Source organism: Duganella hordei, from assembly GCF_040369125.1.
GTDB lineage: Bacteria > Pseudomonadota > Gammaproteobacteria > Burkholderiales > Burkholderiaceae_D > Rugamonas > Rugamonas hordei.
This window is the reverse complement of sequence record NZ_BPWI01000005.1, coordinates 29602-53610: the sequence shown is the minus strand read 5'-3', so window position 1 is coordinate 53610 and position 24009 is coordinate 29602. Positions and strand designations below refer to the sequence as shown.

The 24009-nt window shown below is 64.3% G+C and carries 30 protein-coding genes; 11 read left to right on the top strand and 19 right to left on the bottom strand.

Going from position 1 to position 24009, the window contains the following annotated elements; all coding sequences use genetic code 11:
• Positions 1 to 8 precede the first annotated feature (8 nt).
• Positions 9 to 728 (bottom strand): hypothetical protein, encoded by a 720-nt coding sequence (locus ABWW33_RS13345; RefSeq protein WP_353402093.1) that lies wholly within the window; start codon positions 726 to 728, stop codon positions 9 to 11.
• Positions 729 to 978: 250 nt separating this feature from the next.
• Here ABWW33_RS13345 and ABWW33_RS13340 point away from each other — a divergent pair, with 250 nt between their 5' ends.
• Entirely contained in the window at positions 979 to 1758 is a 780-nt protein-coding gene (locus ABWW33_RS13340; RefSeq protein WP_353402091.1) for a 3-hydroxybutyrate dehydrogenase, read from the top strand.
• 9 nt (positions 1759 to 1767) lie between these two features.
• Positions 1768 to 2457 (top strand): DUF899 family protein, encoded by a 690-nt coding sequence (locus tag ABWW33_RS13335; RefSeq protein ID WP_353402089.1) that lies wholly within the window; start codon positions 1768 to 1770, stop codon positions 2455 to 2457.
• Positions 2458 to 2464: 7 nt separating this feature from the next.
• Here ABWW33_RS13335 and ABWW33_RS13330 read toward each other — a convergent pair whose 3' ends face one another.
• The 5 genes from ABWW33_RS13330 to rpoD all read right to left on the bottom strand — a co-directional run bounded on the left by ABWW33_RS13330 (position 2465) and on the right by rpoD (position 7386).
• The gene (locus ABWW33_RS13330; RefSeq protein ID WP_353402087.1) at positions 2465 to 2938 is read right to left on the bottom strand and encodes a hypothetical protein; all 474 of its coding nucleotides are present in this window, start codon (positions 2936 to 2938) and stop codon (positions 2465 to 2467) included.
• Position 2939: 1 nt separating this feature from the next.
• Positions 2940 to 3671: a hypothetical protein gene (locus ABWW33_RS13325; protein ID WP_353402086.1), complete on the bottom strand. Its 732-nt coding sequence runs from the start codon at positions 3669 to 3671 to the stop codon at positions 2940 to 2942.
• A 107-nt stretch (positions 3672 to 3778) separates the two neighbouring features.
• Positions 3779 to 4396 (bottom strand): DJ-1/PfpI family protein, encoded by a 618-nt coding sequence (locus ABWW33_RS13320; RefSeq protein WP_353402084.1) that lies wholly within the window; start codon positions 4394 to 4396, stop codon positions 3779 to 3781.
• A 3-nt stretch (positions 4397 to 4399) separates the two neighbouring features.
• Positions 4400 to 4762, bottom strand: coding sequence for a VOC family protein (locus ABWW33_RS13315; protein ID WP_176653697.1), 363 nt, complete (start codon positions 4760 to 4762; stop codon positions 4400 to 4402).
• Positions 4763 to 4872: 110 nt separating this feature from the next.
• Positions 4873 to 7386 (bottom strand): RNA polymerase sigma factor RpoD, encoded by a 2514-nt coding sequence (gene rpoD, locus ABWW33_RS13310; RefSeq protein ID WP_353402082.1) that lies wholly within the window; start codon positions 7384 to 7386, stop codon positions 4873 to 4875.
• Positions 7387 to 7870: 484 nt separating this feature from the next.
• Here rpoD and ABWW33_RS13305 point away from each other — a divergent pair, with 484 nt between their 5' ends.
• The 4 genes from ABWW33_RS13305 to ABWW33_RS13290 all read left to right on the top strand — a co-directional run bounded on the left by ABWW33_RS13305 (position 7871) and on the right by ABWW33_RS13290 (position 11124).
• On the top strand, positions 7871 to 8374 hold the full coding sequence (locus tag ABWW33_RS13305) for a ProQ/FINO family protein (RefSeq protein ID WP_176653695.1): 504 nt from the start codon (positions 7871 to 7873) through the stop codon (positions 8372 to 8374).
• Between the two features lie 85 nt (positions 8375 to 8459).
• A complete protein-coding gene (locus tag ABWW33_RS13300) occupies positions 8460 to 9038 on the top strand; it encodes a 3'-5' exonuclease (protein WP_353402626.1) in 579 nt (192 codons plus the stop codon).
• Positions 9039 to 9123: 85 nt separating this feature from the next.
• On the top strand, positions 9124 to 9840 hold the full coding sequence (locus ABWW33_RS13295; RefSeq protein ID WP_353402080.1) for a c-type cytochrome: 717 nt from the start codon (positions 9124 to 9126) through the stop codon (positions 9838 to 9840).
• A 9-nt stretch (positions 9841 to 9849) separates the two neighbouring features.
• On the top strand, positions 9850 to 11124 hold the full coding sequence (locus ABWW33_RS13290) for a c-type cytochrome (RefSeq protein WP_176653693.1): 1275 nt from the start codon (positions 9850 to 9852) through the stop codon (positions 11122 to 11124).
• A gap of 24 nt (positions 11125 to 11148) precedes the next feature.
• Here ABWW33_RS13290 and ABWW33_RS13285 read toward each other — a convergent pair whose 3' ends face one another.
• From ABWW33_RS13285 to ABWW33_RS13275, 3 genes are all read right to left on the bottom strand, one after another.
• Positions 11149 to 11571 carry a hypothetical protein gene (locus tag ABWW33_RS13285; RefSeq protein ID WP_353402079.1) on the bottom strand — a complete coding sequence of 141 codons (423 nt, stop codon included), beginning with the start codon at positions 11569 to 11571 and terminating at the stop codon, positions 11149 to 11151.
• The gene (locus ABWW33_RS13280; RefSeq protein ID WP_353402077.1) at positions 11571 to 12692 is read right to left on the bottom strand and encodes a type IV pilus twitching motility protein PilT; all 1122 of its coding nucleotides are present in this window, start codon (positions 12690 to 12692) and stop codon (positions 11571 to 11573) included. Before ABWW33_RS13280 ends, ABWW33_RS13285 begins: the two co-directional genes overlap by 1 nt.
• Positions 12693 to 12768: 76 nt before the next feature.
• Positions 12769 to 13413: a class I SAM-dependent rRNA methyltransferase gene (locus ABWW33_RS13275; protein ID WP_176653690.1), complete on the bottom strand. Its 645-nt coding sequence runs from the start codon at positions 13411 to 13413 to the stop codon at positions 12769 to 12771.
• A 186-nt stretch (positions 13414 to 13599) separates the two neighbouring features.
• On the opposite strand from ABWW33_RS13275, the gene ABWW33_RS13270 reads away from it, so the two are divergent.
• Positions 13600 to 14376, top strand: a complete 777-nt coding sequence (locus tag ABWW33_RS13270) for a head GIN domain-containing protein (protein WP_353402075.1) — start codon at positions 13600 to 13602, stop codon at positions 14374 to 14376.
• On the opposite strand, the gene ABWW33_RS13265 is transcribed toward ABWW33_RS13270, so the two are convergent.
• Both ABWW33_RS13265 and ABWW33_RS13260 read right to left on the bottom strand, forming a co-directional pair.
• Positions 14348 to 14884 carry a hypothetical protein gene (locus ABWW33_RS13265; RefSeq protein WP_353402073.1) on the bottom strand — a complete coding sequence of 179 codons (537 nt, stop codon included), beginning with the start codon at positions 14882 to 14884 and terminating at the stop codon, positions 14348 to 14350. The genes ABWW33_RS13270 and ABWW33_RS13265 overlap by 29 nt on opposite strands.
• A gap of 13 nt (positions 14885 to 14897) precedes the next feature.
• Complete coding sequence (locus tag ABWW33_RS13260) at positions 14898 to 15140, bottom strand: Rpn family recombination-promoting nuclease/putative transposase (protein ID WP_353402072.1); 243 nt, start codon at positions 15138 to 15140, stop codon at positions 14898 to 14900.
• Between the two features lie 95 nt (positions 15141 to 15235).
• Here ABWW33_RS13260 and ABWW33_RS13255 point away from each other — a divergent pair, with 95 nt between their 5' ends.
• On the top strand, positions 15236 to 16546 hold the full coding sequence (locus tag ABWW33_RS13255; RefSeq protein WP_353402070.1) for a Xaa-Pro dipeptidase: 1311 nt from the start codon (positions 15236 to 15238) through the stop codon (positions 16544 to 16546).
• On the opposite strand, the gene ABWW33_RS13250 is transcribed toward ABWW33_RS13255, so the two are convergent.
• Genes ABWW33_RS13250 through purU form a run of 4 tightly spaced genes read right to left on the bottom strand, consistent with a single transcriptional unit; the run spans position 16547 to position 18919 of the window.
• Positions 16547 to 17032 (bottom strand): YcnI family copper-binding membrane protein, encoded by a 486-nt coding sequence (locus ABWW33_RS13250; protein WP_353402069.1) that lies wholly within the window; start codon positions 17030 to 17032, stop codon positions 16547 to 16549. It abuts the gene before it with no gap.
• Positions 17032 to 17478: a copper chaperone PCu(A)C gene (locus ABWW33_RS13245; protein ID WP_353402067.1), complete on the bottom strand. Its 447-nt coding sequence runs from the start codon at positions 17476 to 17478 to the stop codon at positions 17032 to 17034. The genes ABWW33_RS13250 and ABWW33_RS13245 overlap by 1 nt, the downstream gene beginning before the upstream one ends.
• A gap of 12 nt (positions 17479 to 17490) precedes the next feature.
• Positions 17491 to 18033, bottom strand: a complete 543-nt coding sequence (locus tag ABWW33_RS13240) for a YaeQ family protein (RefSeq protein WP_176653686.1) — start codon at positions 18031 to 18033, stop codon at positions 17491 to 17493.
• 16 nt (positions 18034 to 18049) lie between these two features.
• The gene (gene purU, locus ABWW33_RS13235; RefSeq protein WP_353402065.1) at positions 18050 to 18919 is read right to left on the bottom strand and encodes a formyltetrahydrofolate deformylase; all 870 of its coding nucleotides are present in this window, start codon (positions 18917 to 18919) and stop codon (positions 18050 to 18052) included.
• A 124-nt stretch (positions 18920 to 19043) separates the two neighbouring features.
• Here purU and ABWW33_RS13230 point away from each other — a divergent pair, with 124 nt between their 5' ends.
• The 3 genes from ABWW33_RS13230 to ABWW33_RS13220 all read left to right on the top strand — a co-directional run bounded on the left by ABWW33_RS13230 (position 19044) and on the right by ABWW33_RS13220 (position 21006).
• Positions 19044 to 20072, top strand: a complete 1029-nt coding sequence (locus tag ABWW33_RS13230; protein ID WP_353402064.1) for an NADP-dependent oxidoreductase — start codon at positions 19044 to 19046, stop codon at positions 20070 to 20072.
• Between the two features lie 66 nt (positions 20073 to 20138).
• A complete protein-coding gene (locus ABWW33_RS13225) occupies positions 20139 to 20555 on the top strand; it encodes a hypothetical protein (RefSeq protein WP_353402062.1) in 417 nt (138 codons plus the stop codon).
• A gap of 100 nt (positions 20556 to 20655) precedes the next feature.
• Entirely contained in the window at positions 20656 to 21006 is a 351-nt protein-coding gene (locus ABWW33_RS13220; protein WP_176653682.1) for a KGG domain-containing protein, read from the top strand.
• 11 nt (positions 21007 to 21017) lie between these two features.
• Here ABWW33_RS13220 and ABWW33_RS13215 read toward each other — a convergent pair whose 3' ends face one another.
• From ABWW33_RS13215 to modA, 4 genes are read right to left on the bottom strand one after another with little or no spacing between them, the layout of a single operon-like run.
• On the bottom strand, positions 21018 to 21809 hold the full coding sequence (locus ABWW33_RS13215) for a TOBE domain-containing protein (protein ID WP_353402060.1): 792 nt from the start codon (positions 21807 to 21809) through the stop codon (positions 21018 to 21020).
• Positions 21810 to 21822: 13 nt separating this feature from the next.
• Complete coding sequence (locus ABWW33_RS13210; protein WP_176653680.1) at positions 21823 to 22503, bottom strand: ATP-binding cassette domain-containing protein; 681 nt, start codon at positions 22501 to 22503, stop codon at positions 21823 to 21825.
• Positions 22504 to 22505: 2 nt separating this feature from the next.
• Positions 22506 to 23195 (bottom strand): molybdate ABC transporter permease subunit, encoded by a 690-nt coding sequence (modB, locus tag ABWW33_RS13205; RefSeq protein ID WP_353402058.1) that lies wholly within the window; start codon positions 23193 to 23195, stop codon positions 22506 to 22508.
• Position 23196: 1 nt separating this feature from the next.
• Entirely contained in the window at positions 23197 to 23946 is a 750-nt protein-coding gene (gene modA, locus ABWW33_RS13200; RefSeq protein ID WP_353402056.1) for a molybdate ABC transporter substrate-binding protein, read from the bottom strand.
• Between the last annotated feature and the right edge of the window lie 63 nt (positions 23947 to 24009).

Here is a 24009-nt window from a genome sequence, read left to right as displayed (position 1 = left end):
CGGGCCGCTTAAGCCTGTGCTGGCGCCGGCAGCGCCCCGCCCCCCCTGCGGATGCCATGTACACCCAAGCTCAGCAGTCCAGCCAGCATCAACAACAGGCTCGATGGCAATGGAACCTCATAGACCAGTCCGACCGTGTAGGAGAAGGCGCTTTCCATGCGATCGTCACCGACACCGCTGGTGGCATTGGCGCTGACGTTAAGCCCAGTTTCCAGCAAGTAGTCGCCGGGCGCCAGCAAAAAGGAGTGCAGGAAGAACGGGGTGCTTTCGTCAAAGCTGTCGGTCCCCGCGGTTCCGTTTTTGCTGTGGCTTCTGATCGGCAGCGAAGCCACCACCGCATTGCTGACCTGATCGATGAGATTGACCCGGGTATCGACATGGGCCGAATCCGTGTCGCCAAGGAACAAGCTTCCCACCAGCCTGTCGCTCAGACTGACCACCAGCGGCGTGGTGGTCATGAAATCAAATGCATACACGGCATTGGCGCTGGCGTTATTGCCGCCGAACACATCCTCGTAGGCCTTCGCGTCGGCCGTGGCGGTCGCGAAAGTGCTGCTCAACAAATTGGTGAAACTCAGCGGCGAAATACTTGCCGAGGCGTCCGAACTTTGGTGGGTGCTGGCCGTCGTCAGTTGCCAGTTGTTTTGAATAATCAATCCGGCCGATGCCGGCGCGCTCAGACAGGCCAGGCAGAACGGCAGTACCAGCGAACGCAATAGGGATAGCATGATAAGTCCTCCGAGTAATGGGGCCGCCACATGGCTGCCCCCTGCGTGCGCTCGACGCAAAATAGATGCCACGCCCGCCGCCCGCATTGACAGAGGCGTCTGCTGCGGCGGTCCCACGAGCTGTAAAAAAAAGCGACATTGCCGGTGAACGGTCCGGTGGCCTGCGCTATGTACGCTGGCGCATAGACGCCGGCCGGCATAGCCGCTGTAATCGCGGGGTTGCATTCCCACACCCGCGAGGAGCGAAACAATGAAACTGCAAGACAAAGTCTGTATCGTCACCGGCGCCGCCAGCGGCATCGGCAAGGAAATCGCGCTGGTCTACGCGCGCGAAGGCGGCAAGGTCGTGATTGCCGACCTGAACCTGGAAGCGGCGCAAGCGACCGCCAACGAATTGAAGGCCGCCGGCCACCAGGCCATGGCCATCGCCATGAACGTGGTTGACGAAGCGCAAGTCAACGCCGGCATCGCCGGCGTGATCGAGGCCTGGGGCCGGATCGACGTTCTGGTCAGCAACGCCGGCATCCAGCTCATCCACCCGATCGAAGAGTTTCCATTCGAGGACTGGAAGAAGCTGCTGTCCATCCACCTGGACGGCGCCTTCCTGACCACCAAGGCTTGCCTGCCGCATATGTACAAGGCCGGCAGCGGCAGCGTGATCTACATGGGGTCGGTGCACTCGAAGGAAGCGTCCAAGCTCAAGTCCGCCTATGTGACGGCCAAACACGGGCTGATCGGGCTGGCCAAGGCCGTGTCCAAGGAAGGCGCCGAGCACGGCGTGCGCGCCAACGTGATCTGTCCGGGCTTCGTGCGTACGCCGCTGGTCGACAAGCAGATTCCCGAGCAGGCCAAGACGCTGGGCATCTCCGAGGAGGACGTCATCAAGAAAGTCATGCTGGCCGATACCGTGGACGGCAAGTTCACCACGGTGGAGGATGTGGCGCAAGTGGCGCTGCTGTTCGCCAGCTTCCCGTCGAACGCGCTGACCGGACAATCGCTGGTGGTCAGCCATGGATGGTTCATGCAATAGGAGGAGATCATGAGCATGCTGACGCCGGCGGCTGAACTGGCCGCCAGAAGCAAACCCTATCCCAACGACAGCGCCGCCTACCGCGCGGCGCGCACCACCCTGCTGGCCGAGGAAATCGAACTGCGACGCCATATCGAGCGCGTTGCAGAGCAAAGGCGCGCGCTGCCCGACGGCGGCGAGGCGCCCGACTACGATTTTCTCGACGAAAACGGCAAGACGGTGAAGCTGGCCGACATGTTCGGCAAGCACGACACGCTGGTCACGTATTTCTGGATGTACGGGCCGCAGCGCGAGCGCCCCTGTCCGATGTGCACGGCCTTTCTCGGCGCGCTCGACACGCCGGCGCGCGACATCGCGCAGCGCGTCGCGGTGGCGGTGCTGGGCCGTTCGCCCGTGTCGCGGCAGCTGGCCTTCGCCCGCGAACGCGGCTGGCGCAACCTGGCGTTCTACCAATGCGTCGGCGACGACTTCCCGCGCGACTATCGCGGCCTGGGGCCGGACGGCAGCGAATGGCCGGCGCTCGACGTCTGGGTCAAGCGCGACGGCAAGGTGCGGCACTTCTGGGCCAGCGAGCTGGGCGGCACCGAAGATCCCGGCCAGGACCCGCGCGGCGCACCCGATCCGACGCCGCTGTGGAACATCCTCGACCTGACGCCGGCCGGACGCGGGACCGACTGGTATCCCAAGCTGTCCTACTAAACCGCGGCTAGCGGCCGAACGTCATGCGCATCAGCAGCGCGTTGAAGTCCATGTCGGGGCGGGCCAGTGTCTGCTCCGCATATCCGCCGTCGCAGGAGGTCCGGGTTTCGTCGTCCGGCACCTGCGACACTTTTTCTTTCAGTCCGGAGGCAAACAGTTCAAGCACGGCGCCCACCTGCGCCTCGGCCTCCGCATCCGACAGCTTGGGCCGGGAGGTGCGGATGTTACGCTCCAGCTGCGCCTTGTACAGCTGCCGCAGGATGACCAGCGCGTCGGCGTTCTTCGCCTTCCACTGCGCCATGGATGCGGCCAGCGCGCCGGACGAATCGGGCGCCAGCGTCCGGCATCGCTCCAGCAAAGCCGCGTGATAGGAGTCGAAGTCGATCTGCGCCAGCTGGATGCCGGTCGCCACATCCATCTGCCCCGCATCGGCGAGCAGGCAGCATGCCATCAGCAGCGCAGCGATACCGGCTTTTCTCATGTCAGTCCTGGTGATGTTGCGCGGCCGTGCTGACCGTCTCGATCCGCGTGCCGCCGCGCGCGAGGCCATAGATCGCCGCGCCGATCTGCTCATAGCCGGCCTCGGCCTCCGTGCGCAGTTCAACGTCGGAAATGTTCTGCTCGCGCAGCAGCGTGGCCAACTCGCTGGCCGAGCCGACTTCCCTCCCCAACACCGCGTAGCTTCCCTGCTTGACCCACACCACCGTCGGCCCGGGACCAGGGCCCTGCTTCAACTGATCGAGCAACGACGCCAGCGGCGCCATGCCCGCGTCATCGGCCGGCATGGCCTTCATCGGGTAGCCGCCGACATAGGTGAACGAGGCGGGCTTGAACAGCTGGACGCCATCCTTGATTTCCAGCGGCGACCACTTGGTTTCGGGACCTAGCGTCCGCACCAGGATCGCCGCCGCGCTGACCGGCAGCGTCGGCTTGCACCATTCGCCCAGGCGGGACTTGACGCTGAGCGTTGCGCCGGGGCCGTCGCCGACATAGGTCTGCTCTACCTTGATCCTGGCCTCCTGGCAGCCGCAATCATTGGAGAAGGTCAGCCTGGGGCCGTGCATAGCGTTCAAGTCGGGGCAGCCCGGCGCGCCCGCCGGCGTCAACGTTATCGATTCGACGCGGCCGGAAACCAGCAATTCGTCAGCCGCCACCGGCCCGACAGCGCCGGCCAGCAGAACACACATCCACAAAGACCGCTTGTCCAGGACCATGGTGATTCCCAAAAAATTAGCTGAAAGCGGCGAAATCCGCCGCGACATGTACTGCAATGACAGGAGGTGTTTTACAAAAACAAAGGGAACCTCAAGCAGCATCAAGCTCATACCTGATACTCCGCTGAGGTGAGGTATGGCTGAATATTTTCCATCATTCTGGCCACGTATTGGTCCTTCTCTCCGACCGGAGCGATGTAGTGCATGGCGCTGCGCGCGGCGTCCTCGCCCGCCAGGCGCGCGACTATCCACGAGGCCAAATACACTGACGCGAGACAACCGCCGGCGGTGGCGATATTCCCTTTCGCGTGAAACGGCTGGTTCAGCACTTCGGTGCCCGCCTCAAGCACCCATGGCTTGGTTGTCAGGTCGGTACAAACTGGAGCGCCGTCAAGGATGCCGAGCTTGGCCAGAATCAGCGCGCCGGAACACTGCGCCCCCAGCAGCTGCCGCGTCGGGTCCAGCTTAAGTTGAGCCAGGAAATTCTCGTCATCCGCCAGTGCCCGGGTTTTCACGCCACTGCCGACGATGACGGCATCCGCCGCGCAAGCTTCCTCGATGGTCGATTGGGCGAGAACTGTCACGCCATTCATCGACGTGACCGAAGGACTGGGGCAGGAAATCGTCACCCGCCAGTCTTCTCTCTTCACCCGATTCAGCAAGCCCAAGGCAATAAACGAATCAAGTTCATTGAATCCGTCAAATGTCAGTATCGCGATATGCATGATTTACAGCTCCTGGCCGAACATGATGCGATGGCCGTCGATGGTGCGAATGCCGAACTCCCGCATGCCCCACGGCTTGTCCGCCAGCGCCTGGGTGAATTCCGCTCCCGCCGACTGGTACTCCGCAAACAAGGCCGTGGCGTCCGAGACCGTCACATAGCCATACCAGGAATGGTCGCCGAGCTCCGACGGTGGCATGGCATCTGTGCACTCGCCCAGCATCACGCGGAAGCTGCCGCGTGACAAGAAGGTCCAGCCTGGCGCCGTGAAGTCGATGGCCAGACCGAGCACCGAGGTGTAGTAGTTCGTGGATTTCTCCAGATCCAGCACCGCAAGCGTGTATCGAACGTGGGTGAAGTCTGTCATGTGGCTCTCCGTATGGCCGCGCGCGGCGTCGACGGAAACTCTACCCCATCTGCCGGCCCAACGCAAAAAGGGAGGCACGAGGCCTCCCTTTTTGCTTGCCGCTCCGACGCTTAGTTCTGCGTCAGGAAAGTCTTCAGCTTGTCCGAGCGCGATGGCTGGCGCAGCTTGCTCATCGCCTTCGCTTCGATCTGGCGGATACGCTCGCGCGTCACGTCGAACTGCTTGCCCACTTCTTCCAGCGTGTGGTCGTTCGACATTTCCACGCCGTAGCGCATGCGCAGCACCTTGGCTTCGCGCGGGGTCAGCGAATCCAGCACTTCCTTGATGACGTTGCGCATCGACGCGTGCAGCGCCGCGTCCAGCGGCGCCAGCGTGGTGTTGTCTTCGATGAAGTCGCCCAGCTGCGAATCGCCGTCCTCGCCCATCGGCGTTTCCATCGAGATCGGCTCTTTGGCGATCTTCATGATTTCGCGGACTTTGTTTTCCGGCATTTCCATCTTGAGCGCCAGGGTCGCCAGGTCCGGCTCGCTGCCGGTTTCCTGCATGATCTGGCGCGAGATGCGGTTCATCTTGTTGATGGTCTCGATCATGTGCACCGGCACGCGGATGGTGCGCGCCATGTCGGCGATCGAACGGGTGATGGCCTGACGGATCCACCAGGTCGCATAGGTCGAGAACTTGTAGCCGCGACGGTATTCGAACTTGTCAACCGCCTTCAGCAGGCCGATGTTGCCTTCCTGGATCAGGTCGAGGAACTGCAGGCCGCGGTTGATGTACTTCTTGGCGATCGAGATCACCAGACGCAGGTTGGCGACCGTCATTTCACGCTTGGCCTGGCGCGCGCGTTTCTCGCCGGCGGCCATCTGCTTGTTGATCTTGCGCAGGTCGGCCAGCGGCAGCGCCACGCGCGCCTGCAGGTCGATCATTTTCTTTTGCAGCTCTTTGACCGCAGGCACGTTGCGGCCCAGGATGGCGCTGTACGGGTACGCGCTGTCGACTTCGCCGTCGACCCAGTCCAGGTCGCATTCATTGCCCGGGAAGACCTTGATGAAGTGGGCGCGCGGCATGCCGCATTTGTTCACGCACAGCTCCAGCACGGCGCGCTCGATGTGGCGCACTTCTTCCATCTGGCCGCGCAGCGTGTCGCACAGCTTCTCGACCACCTTGGCGGTGAAGCGGATGCCCAGCAGCTCGGCGGAAATCGCTTCCTGCGCCGCCACGTAAGCCTTGGAGCCGTAGCCGCCGGAAGCCTTGCGCATCTTGTCGTACTGGGTCGAGATGACGTCGAACTTTTCCAGTGCGGCTTTCTTCAGCTGCGCCAGTTGCTCGGTCGAGAAGCCGGCCGCGCCGCCATTGGCGTCGCCGTCTTCTTCCTCGACTTCCTCTTCCTCTTCTTCATCGTCGTCCGACGCGGCGGCTGGCGCGGCGGCCACGGCCGGCGTGTTGTTCGCTTCGTTCAGGTCGACGAAGCCGTCGACCACTTCGTCCACCTTCAGTTCGTCGGCTTCGATCTTGCGGGCCAGCGCGACGATCTCGGCGATCGTGGTCGGGCAGGCGGAGATGGCCTGGATCATGTCCTTCAGGCCGCCTTCGATGCGCTTGGCGATCTCGATCTCGCCTTCGCGGGTCAGCAGCGCCACGGCGCCCATTTCACGCATGTACATGCGGACCGGGTCGGTGGTGCGGCCGAAGTCGGAGTCGACCGTCGACAGCGCGGTCGCGGCGGCCGCTTCCACTTCGTCGTCCGAGGTGACGGTGGCCACGCTGTCGGTCAGCAGCAGCGATTCGGCATCCGGCGCGCGCTCGTAGATGGCGATGCCCATGTCGTTGAAGGTCGCGATGATGCCTTCGATCGCTTCCGGATCGACGATGTTTTCCGGCAGCTGGTCGTTGATCTCGGCGTAGGTCAGGAAGCCGCGCTCCTTGCCCATGTTGATCAGGTTCTTGATCTGGTTGCGGCGGCGCTCCAGGTCTTCGGCCGAGCTCTTCGGATCGACGCCCAGCAGGTCGGCGGCGCCGCCCTTGGCCTTGCGCTCGCGCGCCTTGGACACGGCCTTCAGTTCCGCGCGTTCGACCGCGTTCAGTGCCGCGACTTCATCGTTTTCCGGCGTGAATTCGGACGGCTTGCGGCCGCGGCGGCCCGGCACCTTGACGCTCGGCAGCAGGTAGCCGGAGGTGTCGATCGACGCCAGCGTGGCGGCGTCGGTCACCTGGCTGACGGCCGGGCCGGCGGTCACGATGACGACCGGCGCAGGCTCGGCCTTGGCAGCCTTGACCAGCTTGGATTTCGGCGCGGCCTTGACCACCGCGGCCGGCGCGGCGACTTCCGCCACCGCTGCGGCGGCGGCGTTGGCCGCGGCGCTCTTGCGCGTGACCTTGACCGCCTTCACCGGGGCTTCGGCCGCATCGGCCTGCACCGCCACATGCGCCTCCGCCTGGGCCGCTTCGGCCGCGGCGCTCAGGCGCGTTTTCTTTTTGACTACCGTAACTTTGCTCGCTGCCTCTTGCGCATTATCGATCACATAAGATAGAGTCGTCTTTGGCACCACCAGCGGAGCGGAGTTGCTACGCGCAGTCTTGGCGGCCTTGACGGACAACGTTAAAGTTTTCGGCGTTTTTGTCATTAAAAATCTCTCAATGCGTATCCGCCAGAAAAATACAAAATGCCATAGCCAGCGCCGACCGTCACCGGTGCGCACAGATGGAAATGTTGTAATTTAGCTGACGATTATCTGCGGAATAAAAAAAGCCCGCATCGTAACAACGGGCTTGTTTCTCTTTTCAGTGAAGAATAGGGAGAGGGCAAAGTATGCCGTATAGCGAGACATCAGGATAATTTATAGTACCCATATCCGATATCTTAAAACCATATAACAAGGGCCAGGCAACGCCAAAACACCTTGTCAGACCGTCCAAATCGCATCCTGTACCAAACTGAACCGCACCGTCCTGCAAAGGTGCGTCAAGCATTATACATGTTTTGCGGTCCGGACGCACCTCCCCCGGCCATCTGACGTGCGACACCAGTGTAGCCTTTTTGGCATGCTGGTTTAAAAGGCACTGCAATCCCGTAGTGCGCATGATATGCTGACGCCTCTTGCTTAAACTATGAAGTCGATGAACACTAGCCTCACCCCTCAGCCGCCGGCAATCGAGCCTGCAGCCACCGCCGCGAATTCGGCGCCTGTCGCAGCCACTGTCGCGGCCCCTGCCGCACCGACTCCGCGCAGCTTGCTGAAACAATTACAAACCCAATTCCCGGCCTTCCGCGACTTCCTGCCTTTGTCGATCGGTATCGACAAGCAGATCCTCGCCGTGATGCCTGAACTGGATCGTAAAACCATGCGCACCGCGCTAGGCATCCACACCGGTTCGCTGCGCTACCTGAAAGTGATGGAAAAAGCCAAGGTGCGCCACGACCTGGACGGCACCCCCGGCGCCGAAGTCACCGACACCCACCGCGCCCACGCGACCCAGGTGCTGCAGGACCGCTTCAAGAAAGAAGCCGAGCGCAAGAAGGCCGAACGCGAAGCCGCCGCCGCCGAGGAAGCCGCCCGCGTGCGCGCCGACAAGCTGAACCAGCTGACCGCGAAGTTCTCGCGCAAGGGCTGAGTTGGATAGCCAGCAGCGCGCGGTACCGGCGGAGGCGGAGGCCGAGCTTCCGCCCTACGTCGGCATACGCATCGCCGACGTGCAGATGGTGAGCACCGCCGAGCAGGCCAGCGCCGCGCGCATCGCCCTGCTGGCCGCCGACGCCATCGGCTTCGACACCGAATCGAAGCCCACCTTCACCAAGGGCGAGACCTCCACCGGCCCGCACCTGATCCAGTTCTCCACCGACCACCAGGCCTGGCTGTTCCAGATCGGCGCCAGCACCAGCGCGCACACGCTGGAAGTGCTGACGGCGGTGCTGGAATCGGCATTGCCGCTGAAGATAGGCTTCGGCCTGTCCGACGACGTCAAGCGCCTGCACGCCAAGCTGGCGATACGCGCGGCCGGCGTGGTCGACCTGTCGGTGGCCCTGCGCACGCCGGGCCAGCGCAACGACCTCGGCGCCAAGACCGCCGTGGCCAAGTTCTTCGGCCAGAAGCTGCAGAAGTCCAAGAAAATCTCCACCACCAACTGGGCCCTGCCGCGCCTGAACGAAAAGCAGATCCTGTACGCGGCCGACGACGCCCAGGTGGCCCTGCGCGTCTATCGCCACTGGCTCGCCGCCGGCAACAAGCTGCCGCCGATGAAGGCCGTCAAGTTGCCCCGCCCGCCGAAAACAACTTAGACAATCTGTCCTCTGTCATTCCTTGCAACTCAGGTATATCCTTGTCAGGCAGCCATCGTCCCGGCCTGCCTCAACAAGGAATGGTATGACTACTTTTTCCACCATGCGACTGTGCGCGGCCCTGGCCCTGGCCGGCTGGTGCGCGCAGTCCCAGGCCGCCGCGCCCGCCACCTTGCCCGACACGCTGGAACAGCGCGTGGCCGCCTGCGTCGCCTGCCACTCGCTGAAGGAGCGCAGCGACGCCTTCTTCCCGCGCATCGCCGGCAAGCCGGCCGGCTACCTGTACAACCAGCTGGTGAACTTCCGCGAAGGCCGCCGCCATTACCCGATGATGACCTACATGGTCGACCATCTGCCGGACGCCTATCTGCGCGAGATCGCCGAGTACTTCTCCGGGCAGCATCCGCCCTACCCGCCGGCGCAGGCCGGCAGCGGCGCCAGCGCCGATGCCGCCTCGCTGGCGCGCGGCCAGGCGCTGGTGCGGCAAGGTGACCCGGCCAAGAAAATCCCCGCCTGCGCGGCCTGCCACGGCGACGCGCTGACCGGCGTGGCGCCCGCCATCCCGGGTCTGATCGGCCTGCCGAGCGACTACATCAACGCCCAGTTCGGCGCGTGGAAGAACAAGGTGCGCCGCGCCGCCGCGCCGGACTGCATGGCCGACATCGCCGGCAAACTGTCCGAGGCCGACGTGGCCGCCGTGTCCGGCTGGCTCAGCAAGCAGACCCCGGACGCCGCCGCCCGCCCCGCCACCAGCATCGCCATGCCGCTGCCGCTGAACTGCGGCAGCGTGCCGGCGCAATAAGGGACGATCATGAAGAAAATTATTTATATCGTTTCCGCGCTGATACTGGGCGGCCTGCTGCTGGTCATGTTCGGCAACCGCGACGACGCCGGCCCACCGCCTACCGTCACCGCCAAGCTGGCGCCGGCCGAACAGGTCGCGCGCGGCGCCTACCTGGCCAAGGCAGGCGACTGCATGGCCTGCCACACCACGCGCGGCGGCCAGCCCTATGCCGGCGGACGCGCGCTGCAAACGCCGTTCGGCAACGTGATCTCGCCCAACATCACCTCCGACGCGGCGACCGGCATCGGCAGCTGGAGCGCCGACGATTTCTGGCGCGCGCTGCACAACGGCAAATCGAAGGACGGCCGACTGCTGTATCCGGCCTTCCCCTACACCAACTACACCCGCATCACGCGCGACGATGCCGATGCGCTGTATGCGTATTTCAAATCGGTGCCGGCGGTCAGCCAGGCCAGCCAGCCGCACCAGCTGCGCTTCCCGTACAACCAGCAGTTCATGCTGGCCGCGTGGCGCATGTTGTACTTCAAGCCGGCCGTGTTCCGCGAGGACAGCAAGCAATCGCTGGACTGGAACCGCGGCGCCTACCTGGTGCAGGGGCTGGGACATTGCAGCGCCTGCCACAGCGCGCGCAACACGCTGGGCGCATCCGAAGGCGAAAGCCTGTCGGGCGGCCTGATACCGGTGCTGGGCTGGTACGCGCCGTCGCTCAATTCCGGCGCCGAGGCCGGCCTGGGAGAATGGCTGCAGCCGCACATCGCCGCGCTGCTGAAGACCGGCGTGTCGCCGCGCGCGACGGTGTTCGGACCGATGGCCGAAGTGGTGCAGCAAAGCCTGCAATACCTGAGCGACGACGACATCAACGCGATGGCGGTCTATCTGAAGGCGCTGCCGGGCGACGGCAAGAAATCCGACTTCGAGCGCGACAAGGGTGCCGAGGCGGTCGCCTTCCTGGCCGCCGGCGCCAAGCTGTACGACAAGCACTGTGCCGACTGTCACGGCGCCGGCGGCGGCGGCCTGCCGCCCGGCTATCCGCCGCTGGGAGGCAACCGCGCGCTGACGATGGAACAGGCGGTCAATCCGATCCGCATCGTGCTCAACGGCGGCTTCGCGCCCGGCACGGAAGGCAATCCGCGTCCCTACGGCATGCCGCCGTTCGGCCATGTGCTCAACGATGTGGAAGTGGCGCAGGTGGTGTCCTACCTGCGCAGCGCCTGGGGCAACAACGCCCCGCCGGTGACCGGCACCGACGTCAATCGCTACCGCGCGATACCGCTGGATTAAACCCCGGGGTCAGTGCTACCGATGCTATGGGATGTGCAGCGCCAGGGAACTGATGGAACAGCTGTAGCCCATGCGCTGGGAGACAAAGAAAATCACCCGGCCCTCGGTCTGGGACACGGCGCTGAACGCGCTGCCGACAAAGGGCGTTCCGGAGGCCGGCTCGCCGATGGCGGTCCGTGTGGTTTTCCCTTCCGGCATGGCGGCCAGCGGCTCGATGCGGCTGACGCCTCCCAGCTTGCGCATCATCGCGTCCAGCGCGTTTTGCGTCGCCGCGGCACCGGAGCCTGGTGCGCCCGGCAAATTGAAAAACCCGCTGGCTTTGAGCGCCGTCGCAGGATCTGCCAAGGTCGACAGGAAACGCTGGGCGCATAGACCGTCAACCGGCGCCGCCTGCGCGGCACCAACTGACCAAAGCAGCAAACATGGCGCGACAAAATATCTGAGCATCACTGGGACTCCGCGAAGCCGATGCGGTCGGTGGTGGCGTTGCGCGCGTCTTCCACGCTGACCTTGCCGTCCGCCAGCAAGGCGCGCAGCGAGGCGTTCATCGTGTGGCAGCCGTCGCCCGGCTTGTTCTCCATCCAGCCGCGCAGCGCCGACACCTGGCCGCCGGCGATCATGTTGACCACGTCCGGATTGGAGGTCAGGCATTCGGTGGCCAGGTAGTAGCGGTCGCCGTCGACCGACGGCAGCAGCGCCTGGCACAGCACGCCGCGCAGCGCGTGCGCCAGCGCCTGCGACTGCGCCTCGCTGTTGCCCAGCAGCCGCAGCATCTTCTGCAAGCCCAGCTCGGTCGAGCGCGCGTGCAGCGAGGCCAGCACCAGCGGGCCGGATTCGGCCAGCGCCAGCGCTTCCTGCGCCGTCTGCGCGTCGCGGATCTCGCCGATGACGATCACGTCCGGCCGTTCGCGCAGCGCGTCGAGCGCGCCCAGGTAGAAGCTCTCGACGTCGCCGTCGAAGCCGACCTCGCGCTGCGTGATCACGCACTGGCGCTGCGGGATCAGTGTTTCGACCGGATCTTCAATCGTGATGATGTGGCCGGAGCGGTGCTTGTTGATCTCGTCCAGCATCGCCGCGATGGTGGTGGACTTGCCCTGGCAGGTGTCGCCGATGATCAGCACCAGCCCGCTGGTCAGTTTCGCGAAGTTCTGCTCGGCCTGGCGCAGGCCCAGCTTGCCCAGCGCCATCGGCTCTTTCGGGAAGCGGCGGATCACGCAGCCCAGGCGTTTCTTGCCCTGGAAGCTGAAGCAGTTGGCGCGGATGCGCGCCGTGTGCAGGTCGACCGCGCGGTCGAAGGCGCGGTCCTGGATCCGCTCGGCCCAGTTCGGCTCGACCACCTCGAAGAATTCCTGCAGCTCCTCGCGCGTGATCGGCGAATCGGTCACCGCCACCAGCCCTTTCGGCTGGCGCAGCAACAGCGGACTGTTCTGGTGGATCAGGATGTCGCTGAAGATCAGCTTGGAATTCAGCAAATGCAGGATCTGCTCGACCAGCGTGCCGAAGACCGGGTGGTCTTCGTTTTCGATGTAGGTCAGGGTGCGAATTTGCGACGACTGGTAATTTTCCATCTGTACTCTGATCTCCGTGGGGTCGGTTGAACGCCTCGGACGATTATAAGAGAAAAATTGCAGAGTCGAAACTTTTTCAGCTGCGTACCTTCGGGTATTTGAAGCCGGTGCGCAAGTCCATGCTGAAGCGCTGCTTGCCTTCGGTCACTACCACATGGTCGGGCGGCTCTTCGCCGGCCAGCGGACGGTAAAACACCGGCAAGCCCTCGCCCTTGCGGATCAGGTCGTCGCAGCGTTCATAGACATTCGGACAGCCGGTTTCGGCCAGCAGCGCCTGCACGATGGGGATTTTCCACGCCTCGACGCCGGCCGACTGGAACTGGCAGATCAGGTAGCCCTTGACGCCGCCCCAGCTGTCGACCAGCAGGCCGGACAAGCCATCCTCGTCGCCGCGCACCACCGGCACCAGGTCGTTGGGGCCGGCCGCGCGCACGCTGGCGGCGCGCTTGGCGATGGCGGCCTTCACGCGGCGCTTGATCATCGCATGGTCGACCGGCTCGTCTTCCTTGTAGGTCCAGATGCGGGCGCAGATTTGCGACTTGGCATTGTAGGCGGCGCGGCCAATGAACTGGCGCGACGAGGTCTGCACGGTGGCGGTCGCGCCGGGCTTGTTCTTTTCCTGCGGCTTGCCCTCGACTTTTTCAATCGCGGAGGCGTAAATCCAGGGGTCGCCGGCCAGGAGGCTCTTTTCCTTGCCCTGTTTGATGGTGATGATAAGCATGTGATTCCAGTATGACGTTGTAGCCCGAATGATACCTTATGCCGCCGCCCTGCCCGCCGCCTGTTCCTTCACTCATGCATTCTGCTCCGCCAAGGCTGCAATCCGTCGCAACCGGATGTCACGCCCCGGGGGAAGTCCGTAGTATCCAATCTCAAGAGCTGTCCGAACTTATTTGAGGAGAACAACATGTCCGCAACTATCCGCCGCATCCTGAGCCCATTGTTCCTGACCGCCGGCCTGCTGGCCGTCGCCGTGCCGGCGGGGGTGGCGCAGGCCGGTCCGCTGAGCTGGCTCCACGGCGAGCGCGTGCAGGGCAGCGGCAAGGTCACCAAGTCGAACCGCGACGTGGGGCACTTCACGGCGCTGGCCACCGCCGTCAGCGGCAACGTCGAGATCCGCATCGGCAATACCGAGAGCATCAGCGTCGAGACCGACGACAATCTGCAGGCCCTGATCGAGACCGTGGTGGAAAACGGCACGCTGCGCATCCGCCCGGCCAGGAAGGATATCAACCTGGAGGCGCATGTGATGAAGATCGTCGTGCAGGCGCGCTCGCTGGACAAGATCGCGGTGGCCGGTTCCGGCTCGGTGGAGGCCGACAAGCTGCGCGGCGAGAGCCTGAGTTTCGACGTCGGCGGTTCCGGCTCGATCAGCGTGCGCACGGTGGAAAGCGAGTCGGTGGCGATCGCGCTGGGCGGCAGCGGCAACCTGAAGGCTGGCGGCAATGCCGAGCGGCTGCAGGTGTCGATCGGCGGTTCGGGACGGGTGCAGGCGGGCCAGTTGGCGGCGCGCGACGTGACGGTGAGCATCGGCGGTTCGGGACAGGCGAAGGTGTGGGCCAAGCAGACGCTGAACCTGAGCGTGGCCGGCTCGGGCGACATCGCCTACTACGGCGATCCGCAGGTGACCAAGAGCGTGATGGGCTCGGGCAGCATCAAGCGCCTGGGTGGCTCGCCGCAGTAAGCAAGTCATCGGGAGTCTGGCCCCTGGCCAACTCCCGAGTCCAGACGCTAAGCTGGACGACATCTGCAGCATTGATTTTTTCGGAAATTTTATTAGTGATAGCGATGCCCCGCGCGCTTAACACATCCTGTAAAGCAAGCCGTTGCCCTTCCTTTCTCCCCTTCTGAATGGCCTCATATTCCAAAAGGTCTTCATATTTCTTGAATCGTTTGTCAAAGAGCATAGTCGGTCCCTCCTCAAAATCCATATTAGTCTCGCTAAATTCGTCCTGCAAGGTCGTCTGCAGCCAGCGAGTCAAGCTATCCCGAGCGGGAGCCATATCCGGCTTTTTCATGCGCTCAACAAACAGGCTTAATGCTTCACGCATCTCGGCATTAGTGCGAGACCTAAGCAGGCGGAACAAAATTCCCAACACATTAGAGTCCGGCGCTATGCCGTGATGCTGGTCTACCAGCAGATATTTTTGCCGAGGCTGAAAGTCTTCAAGGCCTCGCGGAGCTGGCACCATAAGTTCTGTCAGGCTACGGGAAGCACTCCAGCAGGATGTAGACGTAGACCCAGTCGCCGCCTATATCCGCGCGCCAGACCATGTCCTGGTGACGTTGCTTGCCGCGCTCGCTGGCATAGCTGGCGTTGACGCGCTCCAGCGCGCTCACCTGCAGCGAACGCGCCCATGCGGCCGGCATGAATCCGGCCAGCAGTTCGCGCACCATCTCGGGGTGGGCGAAGAGTTGTTTATAGAGCGTGTCGCTGCGGGATTTCATCGAAAAATTGTAGCGCCCGCTTTCATTGCCGGGTACGCTAGGCGGCGAGCTTTGCTTGGCTCGGATCAAGCAACCACCACCTCAAGGAGACGTACTTGAACGCTACCGCTTCAGCCATCCGTCGCACCCATGCGCTACCCGCGCTACTGCCCTCTCTGTTACTGGCCTGCGCCACCGCCGGCGCCGCCGATGCCACACCACCTGCCACCGTCACCGCCGTCAAGGCCGCCCACATGCTCGACGTGCGCAGCGGTGCGCTGGTCGACAACGCGGTGGTGCTGATCAGCGGCGAACGCATCACCGCCGCCGGCAGCAAGCTGGCCATCCCGGCCGGCGCCCAGATCATCGACCTCGGCAACAAGACCCTGCTGCCCGGCCTGATCGACATGCACACCCACCTGACCGGCGACCCGCAGGATTCCGGCTATTCCATCGTCGCCAAGTCGATCCCGCGCGTCACGCTGACCGGCGCCAAGAACGCCCGCATCACGCTGCAGGCCGGCTTCACCACCGTGCGCGACGTCGGCGCCGACGGCTATGCCGACATCGGCCTGCGCGACGCCATCAACGACGGCGACGTGCCCGGCCCGCGCATGGCCGCCTCCGGTCCGCCGCTGAGCATCACCGGCGGCCACTGCGACGACACCATGCACGCGCCCGAATACAAGATCACCGCCCTCGGCGTGGCCGACGGCGTCGACGAGGCGCTCAAAGTCACCCGCCGCAACATCAAGTACGGCGCCGACGTCATCAAGATCTGCGCCACCGGCGGCGTGCTGTCGTTCGGCGACGATCCGCGCACCTCGCAATACACGCTGGAGGAATTGAAGGCCATCATCAGCGACGCCCACCGCCTCGGCCGCAAGGCCGCCGCCCACGCGCACGGCGGCGACGGCATCAAGCTGGCGGTGCTGGCCGGCGTCGACTCGATCGAGCACGGTTCCTACATCGACGACGAGGGCATCAGGCTGATGAAGGAACACAAGACCTGGCTGGTGCCGACGGTCTACCTGGGCGACTGGCTGATCGAGAACGCCGAAGCGATCAAGCTGCCCAAGCCGCTGCTGGAAAAAGCCAAGGTGACCTTGCCGATGGCGCGCCAGAACATCGCCCGCGCCATCAAGGCCGGCGTGCCGATCGCCTTCGGCACCGACGCCGCCGTGTATCCGCACGGCCTGAACGCGCGCGAGTTCGGCATCCTGGTCAAGCTCGGCATGACGCCGATCCAGGCCATCCGCGCGGCCACGCTGAACGCCAGCGAGTTGCTGGGCTGGACCGACAGGGTGGGCACGATCGAGGCGGGCAAGTTCGCCGACCTGATCGCGGTGGACGGCGAACCGCTGAAGGATGTGAAGACGCTGGAAAGCGTCCAGTGGGTGATGAAGGGCGGCGCCGTCGTCAAATAATCAGTGCTGGTGGGTGGCGGTGCCGGCCGGTGCCGGCAGCACCTCCAGCACCGGCGCCGGCGCTTTCGGCCTGGCGGCGCCGTCGGCGGCGATTTCATCCCAGGCCACGCTGGTCTTGCCGCACTGCTGCACGATGCGGAAATACAGCTTGCCCGGCGTCTCGGGCAGCTTCACCTGCATGACGAATTCGTCGAAATAAGCGTCCGGCAGCGAACCGCCCTTCCAGCTGATTTCATGCAGGTTGCCGCTGTTGGCGATGTCGATTTTCCAGCCCTGCTTGGGCATCGGCTTGGCGGCGTTGGCGCCTTCCGGCAGCGACACCGTCAGGCCGGTGGTGGCGCTGCCGTCGCAGCCGTGGCCGACGCGGAACGCCAGCTTCTGATAGGTACCCGCCAGGCCGGTGGCCTGGTCCAGCGTGACGTGCGCCTGCGCGGCCGGCGCTATCGTGGCCATTGCCAGCGCCAGCATGGTGGAAGTCATCTTCATCACTGCCCCTTAGGTGGAGTGTAGGTCAACGGTTTGACCGGCACGTCAAGTGCGATGGTTTCGTTCTTCTTGCCCTTCTTGCGTATGACCAGCGTGACCGGCACGGTCTCGCCTTCCTTCAACTGCCGCTTCAAATCCATCAGCATCACGTGATAGCCGCCGGAGGCCAGGTTCACGCTCTGGCCGGCCGGCAGCTCCAGCGACGGCACGGCGTGCATCTTCATCATCTGGCCGTCCATCTGCATCTGGTGGATTTCCGCCACGCCGGCCACGCTGGAGCGCACTTCCACCAGCTGCGCATCCTGCTTCGATTTCAGCTCCATGAACACGCCGGTCGATTTGGCGGCAGGTACGGTGGCGCGTATCCACGCGTCCTTGACCTCGACCTGGGCCAGCACCACCGGGGCGCATGCCGCCAGCAATAACGAAAGGATGAGTTTTTTCATCTTGAGATTGTATCAGCGCTCGGCCTTGAAGGTCTCGCGGCCGATCTCCACGGTATCGGTGCCGTCGTTCAGCCATATCTGGCCGTCCTGGATGGTGCACTGCAGCTGCATGGTGCGCTGGGCCATCTTGGCCAGCTGCTCGGTGGCGTCGGCGTCCAGGTTGATCACGGTCAGGTTCTTGCAGCGCTCGACCTTGTTGGCCAGCGCCTTCCACCAGATATGGCTGGTGGCCGCATAGCTGTAGACATAGACGTGCTCCGAACGGCCGCAGGCCTTCAGGATCACCTTCTCGTCCGGCTGGCCCACTTCGATCCACAGCTGGATCGCGCCGGTCAGGTCCTTTTGCCAGATGTCCGGCTCCTCGACGTCGAACAAGCCCTTGGTGAACGTCAGCGCCTCGTTGGCGTGGATCGCGAACGCGACCAGGCGCACCATCATGCGCTCGTCGGTTTCCGACGGATGGCGCGCCAAGGTCAGCGACTGCGTTTCATAGAAGTTGCGGTCCATGTCCGCGATCTGTAAATCGGCTTTGTAGATTGTTGCTTTGAGGGCCATCTGTGAATCTCTATAGTTATTTGAAGACGACAGTCTTGTCGCCGTTCTGCAAAATGCGGTGTTCGACAAACCACTTCACCGCGCGCGCCAGCACCACGCATTCGACGTCGCGGCCGATGGCCGACAGCGTCTCGGCATCCATCGAATGGTCGACGCGCTCGACGTCCTGCTCGATGATCGGACCTTCGTCCAGGTCGCCGGTGACGAAGTGCGCGGTGGCGCCGATCAGCTTGACGCCGCGGTGGTGCGCCTGCGCATACGGCTTGGCGCCCTTGAAGCTGGGCAGGAAGGAATGGTGGATATTGATCGCCTTCCCTTTCAGCGCCGCGCACAGGCCGGGCGACAGGATCTGCATGTAGCGCGCCAGCACCACCAGGTCGATCTTGTGGGTGTTCATCAGCTCGATGATCTTGGTTTCCTGCGCCAGCTTGGCTTCCTGCGGCGCGCCGGTGGCCAGCGGCAGGTGGTGGAACGGAATATTGTAGCTGGCGGCCAGCTGGTAGAAGTCCATGTGGTTGGACACGATGGCCGGAATTTCCACCGGCAGCAGACCGCTCTTGTAGCGGAACAGCAGGTCGTTCAGGCAGTGGCCGATCTTCGACACCATCAGCATCACGCGCGGCTTGTAGTGGGCGTCGCGCAGCTGCCAGTCCAGCTTCATCTCGCTGCCCAGCAGGCCGAAATCGGCGCGCAGCAGGTCGTCGTTGACGTTGCGGTCTTCCAGCGCGAAATGCACGCGCATGAAGAACAGCTTCGACTCGCCGTCGCCGAACTGGGCCGAGTCGATGATGTTGCAGCCGTGATCGGCAAGGAAGCCCGATACGCGATGAACGATTCCGCGCTGGTCCAGGCAAGAGAGTGTCAAAATGTATTCGGGATTGCTCATATCTACCATCGTTATTGGTCTAACAAGGCCGGTATTGTCGCACGGCTGGGCCGCGCACGTGAAAATAGCACGATCGTGCAATTTACGGTATATTGGCCCCCACACCCCATTTCGAGGAATAAAAATGACGAACAAAGAGACTAACCTGCAATTCCGCCTGGCAGCCCGTCCGGTCGGCATGGTCAAGGACAGCGACTGGCAACAAGTGGAAGAGCCGTTGCGCGAGTTGGCCGACGGCGAAATGCTGGTCAAGGTGCTGTACCTGTCGCTCGATCCGGCCATGCGCGGCTGGATGAACGACGCCAAATCCTATATCCGCCCGGTCGGCATCGGCGAGGTGATGCGCGCCGGCGGCATCGGCGTGGTGGTGGAGTCGAAGTCGTCCCGCTTCGCCGTCGGCGATCACGTGCAGGGCGGCACCGGCGTGCAGCGCTACTGGATCGGACCGGCCGACGACAAGAGCGTCGGCTTCCGCAAGGTCGACGCCAAGCTGGCGCCGCTGCCCACCTACCTGAACACCTTGGGCATGCCGGGCTTGACGGCCTACTTCGGCCTGATCGAATCGGGCCAGCCGAAAGCCGGCGAGACGGTGGTGGTGTCCGGCGCGGCCGGCGCGGTCGGCCAGACCGTCGGCCAGGTGGCCAAGCAGCTGGGCTGCCGCGTGGTCGGCATCGCCGGCGGCACGGAAAAATGCGACTTCGTGGTCGACCAGCTGGGCTTCGACGCCTGTATCGACTACAAGGGCGGCTCGGTCAAGGACGGTCTCAAGCAGCATTGCCCGGACGGCGTCGACGTCTACTTCGACAACGTCGGCGGCGAGATCCTCGACACGGTGCTCACCCGCATCAACATGAAGGCGCGCATCGTCATCTGCGGCGCCATCTCGCAGTACAACAACACCACGCCGGTCAAGGGTCCGGCCAACTACCTGTCGCTGCTGGTCAACCGCGCGCGCATGGAAGGCATCGTCGTGTTCGACTACGCCGACCGCTACCACCTGGGCATCGCCCAGCTGGGCCAGTGGATGAAGGAAGGCAAGATCCACAGCAAGGAAGACATCGTGCAGGGCCTGGAGAATTTCCCGCAGGCCTTGAACATGCTGTTCGAAGGCAAGAACTTCGGCAAGCTGGTGCTGCAGGTGGCCAGCGAATAAAGGGAACTTTTTGGCGTCCTCGGCGTCTATCCTTCTTTCGTCGAAGGACTACGCCAAGGACGCATCATGACTCCCCAATTTTTCACCCCTGCCGTCAAGAATCATCTCGACCTCCTCATCACGCTGTACACCGACCTGGCGCAGCGCGCGCTGGAAACCATGCAGAGCCTGAGCGAGTTGAACATGCAGCTGGCGCGCGACCTCATCGCCGAAGCCGGCGCCAACACGCAACGCCTGATGAGCGGCAAGCTGCTCGACCCCGGCCGGCCGGCGCCGGAGAGCGGCGCGCTGCAAAGCTACCAGCGCCACCTGGCCGAAATCGTCGGCCGCGCCAGTTCCAGCATGGCGCAAACGGCGGCCACCCACGGACCGGCCGTGCAGCGCGCCGCCACCGACGTTGCCCAGGAAATGATGCAGCGCGCCTCGGAGCAGGCGTCCGAGCAGATGTCCAGGTATCAAACAGCTAGCCAGACCCGCCATTGAATGTGGAACTTCCGTCAAGCTTGCATCTCTAACCATACAGAGCAGCCAAAACTGCTCGGCGAACCCTGACGGAATGTCATCACACTCATGAGGAGGTTTTATGGCCAGTAATTCAGGTAACGATCAAAGCAAGCCGAAAGGCACGGCCAAGCGCGGCTTTGCGGCGATGGACGAGGCAACCCAGCGCAGCATCGCCAGCAAGGGGGGACAGGCGGCCCACCAGAAAGGGACGGCCCATGAGTTCAACTCGGAGGAAGCCCGCCGTGCCGGCCAGAAAGGCGGCGAGGCGGTGAGCCGAGACCGTGAACACATGGCGCAGATCGGCCGCAAGGGTGGCGAAAGCCGCCAGTCCGCCGCCCGCGCCAATGCCAGCAAAGCCGCCGCCAGTGCCGGCTCCGAGCAATCAGCCAAAGGGGGCAACATGCAAGGGGGCAAGGCCGCTGAGCGCTAGGCAGGATCTGTCTAGGCCGGTATGCCGATGATGACGCTGGAAGCCTTGAACACGGCGATGACCTCGCTACCGACTTCCAGCGCCAGCGCCTCGCCGCTGTCGCGCGTGACGATGGCGGCGATCGCGCCGCCGCCCGGCAACTCGATGCTGACCTCGGTGTTCACCGCGCCCACCTGCAGCCGCGTGACGGTGCCGGCCAACTGGTTGCGGGCCGACAGGCGAGCCTCGCCCATCCCGGTCACGACGATCACCGACGACGCCTTGACCAGCGCAAAAGCTTCGCAGCCGACGGTCAGGCTCAGGCTGTCGCTGCTGTCGCGGGTGATGGTGGCCACGATGTGCTGGCCGCCGACGATCTCCAGCGTGATCTCGTCGTTGACGGCGCCCTCTTTCAGGGCCACGACCTTGCCGCTGAATTGATTGCGCGCGCTGGTTTTCATTTTCATCCTCTGGATCAGCAAGAAGTCGTCGGCCAGCGCATGCGACTGGCTGCTCAGGTGGGCCACGAACTTGCGGTGCTCTTCATCGACCTTGCGGAAATTTTCCACCAGCTGCGCGCCGCGTTTGGTCAGCCGCGTGCCGCCGCCGCCCTTGCCGCCCGCCACGCGCTCCAGCAGCGGCTCGCCGGCCAGGTTGTTCATCGCCTCGATGGCGTCCCACGCACCCTTGTAGCTGATGCCGACCGCCTTGGCGGCGGCGGTGATCGAGCCGTGCGTGGCTATGGCCGCCAGCAACTCCACCCTGTCCTGCCCGCCCAGCTTCTGGCCGCCTATCGTCATCCAGACATTGCCCTGTAATTCCATGGTGTGCTCGTCCTCAGGCCGCTTCGTTCATATTGCTCAGGCTGCCGTGTTCCATGCGCAGCACATGCTCGCCGAAAACGCGCACGTCCTCGGGGTCATGGGTGATCAATATCATCGGTATCGCCAGCCGGCGCTGCAGGGCGTCCAGCTCGCCGCGCATGCGCTCGCGCAGGCCGGGGTCGAGCGCGGCAAACGGCTCGTCCAGCAGCAACGCCGCCGGCTCCGGCGCCAGCGCGCGCGCCAGCGCCACCCGTTGCCGCTGGCCGCCGGACAATTGATGCGGCAACTGCAGCGCCACATGCTCCAGCTCGAACGCCTTCAGCCAGTAGCCGATCGCCGCATCGTCGACCCGCGCCAGCGGATTGCGCCAGCCGCGCCGCAAGCCGAAGCCGATATTCTGCCGCACGTTCAGATGCGGGAACAAGGCGTAGTCCTGGAACAGATAGGCGACCTTGCGCTGCTGCGGCGCGACGTCGATGCCGCCGTGCCGGTCGAACAGGCAGCGCCGCGCGACGTCGATGCGGCCGCTGTCCGGCCGCATCAGGCCGGCCACCGCCTTCAGCAGCAGGCTCTTGCCGGCGCCGGACGGGCCGTAGATGACGATGCGCTGGCTGGCCGATTCAAAGCGCGCGTTCAAATGAAACGTGCGCTCGCCGGAACGCAGGGTCTTGCGGATGTCGACTGAGATTTGCATGGTCATGCCTGCGGATTCCGATTGGGCGTCAGTTTGTTGGCCGCGATCAGCACCGCGATGCAGACCACGGACGTAATGGTCACCAGCAGGTTGGCGGTGTCGTCCTGTCCCGCCTGCACGGCTTCGTAGACGGCGATCGACAGGGTCTGCGTCTTGCCGGGGATGCTGCCGGCCACCATCAGCGTCGCGCCGAACTCGCCCATCGAGCGGGCAAAGGCCAGCAAGGTGCCGCCCAGCACGCCGCGCCAGGCCAGCGGCAAGGTCACCCGCAGGAACACGCCGAACGGCGGGATGCCCAGCACCTGCGCGGCCTGCTCCAGCTGCGTGTCGACCGCCTCGAAGGCCGCCCGCGCGCCCTTGAGCACCAGCGGAAACGCCACCACGGCGGCGGCGATGACCGCCGCCTGCCAGGTGAAGATCAGGTTGATGCCCAGCGTCTGCTGCAACCACGCGCCGATCACGCCGTGGCGGCCGATCACCACCAGCAGGTAGTAGCCCAGCACCGTCGGCGGCATCACCATCGGCAAGGTCAGCACGGCGTCGAGCAGCTCGCGGCCGGGGAAGCGCTTGCGCGCCAGCAGGTAGCCGAGCGCGACACCCAGCACCAGGTCCAGCAGCGTCGCCCAGCACGCCACCTTCAGCGACAGGCGCAGCGCGATCCACGCCGGTTCGGCCAGCAGGTTGTCGAACACCTTACGGGCGGCCGAAGCCGTACTTGGCCAGGATCGCCTGGCCGGCCGACGACAGCACGTAGTCCGCGAACCGGCGGCCAGCCGCGGCTTGCGGGCCGGCGGCGATCACCGCGATCGGGTAGCTGACCGGCGTTTCGGCCGGCACCGTGGCAACCACCTTGACCTTGTCCTTCATGATGGCGGCATCGGTGGCGTAGACGAAGCCGGCATCGACTTCGCCGCGCGCCACGTAGTCCAGGCTCTGGCGCACCGAGGTGCCGTAGATGGCTTTCGGCTCGACGGCGGCCCACAGCCTGGCCTGCTCCAGCGCGTTTTTCGCATAGCGGCCCACCGGCACGCTGGCCGGATTGCCCAGCGTCACGCGGGTGACGGCGGCCTGCCGCAGGTCGGCGATGCCCTTGATCGGCAGCGCGCCGGCCAGCGGCGCGATCAGCACCAGGCTGTTACTGGCGAAATTCCTGCGGCTGCCGGGCGCCAGCAGTTTCAGATTGTCGGCCTTGTCCATCGCATCCTGGTCGGCCGAGGCGAACACGTCCACCGGCGCGCCCTTGCTGATCTGCTGCACCAGCGGATCGGAGGCGGCGAAGTTGAACTGCACCTTGTCGCCGGCATGCTCCTTCTCGAAAGCGGCGCCGATTTCCTTGAACGCGTTGGTCAGGCTGGCAGCAGCCGACACCGTGATATCGGCGGCCGACGCCGTCGCGCACATCGCCGCCAGCGCTGCCGCCAGACCCAGTCTCAAAGCTCGCATCGTGTTTTTCCCTTTGGTAACGAAACCGCAATATACCCGATTATATAGCGATGGAGCGAGCGC

Coding starts and splice junctions, on each gene's coding strand:
- ABWW33_RS13245 (WP_353402067.1), bottom strand. CDS start 17,478: ATGAAAAAACTCATCCTTTCGTTATTGCTGGCGGCATGCGCCCCGGTG.
- ABWW33_RS13260 (WP_353402072.1), bottom strand. CDS start 15,140: ATGAAATCCCGCAGCGACACGCTCTATAAACAACTCTTCGCCCACCCC.
- purU (WP_353402065.1), bottom strand. CDS start 18,919: ATGAGCAATCCCGAATACATTTTGACACTCTCTTGCCTGGACCAGCGC.
- ABWW33_RS13220 (WP_176653682.1), top strand. CDS start 20,656: ATGGCCAGTAATTCAGGTAACGATCAAAGCAAGCCGAAAGGCACGGCC.
- ABWW33_RS13330 (WP_353402087.1), bottom strand. CDS start 2,938: ATGAGAAAAGCCGGTATCGCTGCGCTGCTGATGGCATGCTGCCTGCTC.
- ABWW33_RS13280 (WP_353402077.1), bottom strand. CDS start 12,692: ATGGAAAATTACCAGTCGTCGCAAATTCGCACCCTGACCTACATCGAA.
- ABWW33_RS13335 (WP_353402089.1), top strand. CDS start 1,768: ATGAGCATGCTGACGCCGGCGGCTGAACTGGCCGCCAGAAGCAAACCC.
- ABWW33_RS13300 (WP_353402626.1), top strand. CDS start 8,460: ATGGTGAGCACCGCCGAGCAGGCCAGCGCCGCGCGCATCGCCCTGCTG.
- ABWW33_RS13295 (WP_353402080.1), top strand. CDS start 9,124: ATGACTACTTTTTCCACCATGCGACTGTGCGCGGCCCTGGCCCTGGCC.
- ABWW33_RS13315 (WP_176653697.1), bottom strand. CDS start 4,762: ATGACAGACTTCACCCACGTTCGATACACGCTTGCGGTGCTGGATCTG.
- ABWW33_RS13250 (WP_353402069.1), bottom strand. CDS start 17,032: ATGAAGATGACTTCCACCATGCTGGCGCTGGCAATGGCCACGATAGCG.
- rpoD (WP_353402082.1), bottom strand. CDS start 7,386: ATGACAAAAACGCCGAAAACTTTAACGTTGTCCGTCAAGGCCGCCAAG.
- ABWW33_RS13230 (WP_353402064.1), top strand. CDS start 19,044: ATGACGAACAAAGAGACTAACCTGCAATTCCGCCTGGCAGCCCGTCCG.
- ABWW33_RS13305 (WP_176653695.1), top strand. CDS start 7,871: ATGAAGTCGATGAACACTAGCCTCACCCCTCAGCCGCCGGCAATCGAG.
- ABWW33_RS13265 (WP_353402073.1), bottom strand. CDS start 14,884: ATGGTGCCAGCTCCGCGAGGCCTTGAAGACTTTCAGCCTCGGCAAAAA.
- ABWW33_RS13285 (WP_353402079.1), bottom strand. CDS start 11,571: ATGCTCAGATATTTTGTCGCGCCATGTTTGCTGCTTTGGTCAGTTGGT.
- ABWW33_RS13270 (WP_353402075.1), top strand. CDS start 13,600: ATGTCCGCAACTATCCGCCGCATCCTGAGCCCATTGTTCCTGACCGCC.
- ABWW33_RS13215 (WP_353402060.1), bottom strand. CDS start 21,809: ATGGAATTACAGGGCAATGTCTGGATGACGATAGGCGGCCAGAAGCTG.
- ABWW33_RS13340 (WP_353402091.1), top strand. CDS start 979: ATGAAACTGCAAGACAAAGTCTGTATCGTCACCGGCGCCGCCAGCGGC.
- ABWW33_RS13345 (WP_353402093.1), bottom strand. CDS start 728: ATGCTATCCCTATTGCGTTCGCTGGTACTGCCGTTCTGCCTGGCCTGT.
- ABWW33_RS13240 (WP_176653686.1), bottom strand. CDS start 18,033: ATGGCCCTCAAAGCAACAATCTACAAAGCCGATTTACAGATCGCGGAC.
- modA (WP_353402056.1), bottom strand. CDS start 23,946: ATGCGAGCTTTGAGACTGGGTCTGGCGGCAGCGCTGGCGGCGATGTGC.
- ABWW33_RS13320 (WP_353402084.1), bottom strand. CDS start 4,396: ATGCATATCGCGATACTGACATTTGACGGATTCAATGAACTTGATTCG.
- ABWW33_RS13275 (WP_176653690.1), bottom strand. CDS start 13,413: ATGCTTATCATCACCATCAAACAGGGCAAGGAAAAGAGCCTCCTGGCC.
- ABWW33_RS13325 (WP_353402086.1), bottom strand. CDS start 3,671: ATGGTCCTGGACAAGCGGTCTTTGTGGATGTGTGTTCTGCTGGCCGGC.
- ABWW33_RS13225 (WP_353402062.1), top strand. CDS start 20,139: ATGACTCCCCAATTTTTCACCCCTGCCGTCAAGAATCATCTCGACCTC.
- ABWW33_RS13210 (WP_176653680.1), bottom strand. CDS start 22,503: ATGCAAATCTCAGTCGACATCCGCAAGACCCTGCGTTCCGGCGAGCGC.
- ABWW33_RS13290 (WP_176653693.1), top strand. CDS start 9,850: ATGAAGAAAATTATTTATATCGTTTCCGCGCTGATACTGGGCGGCCTG.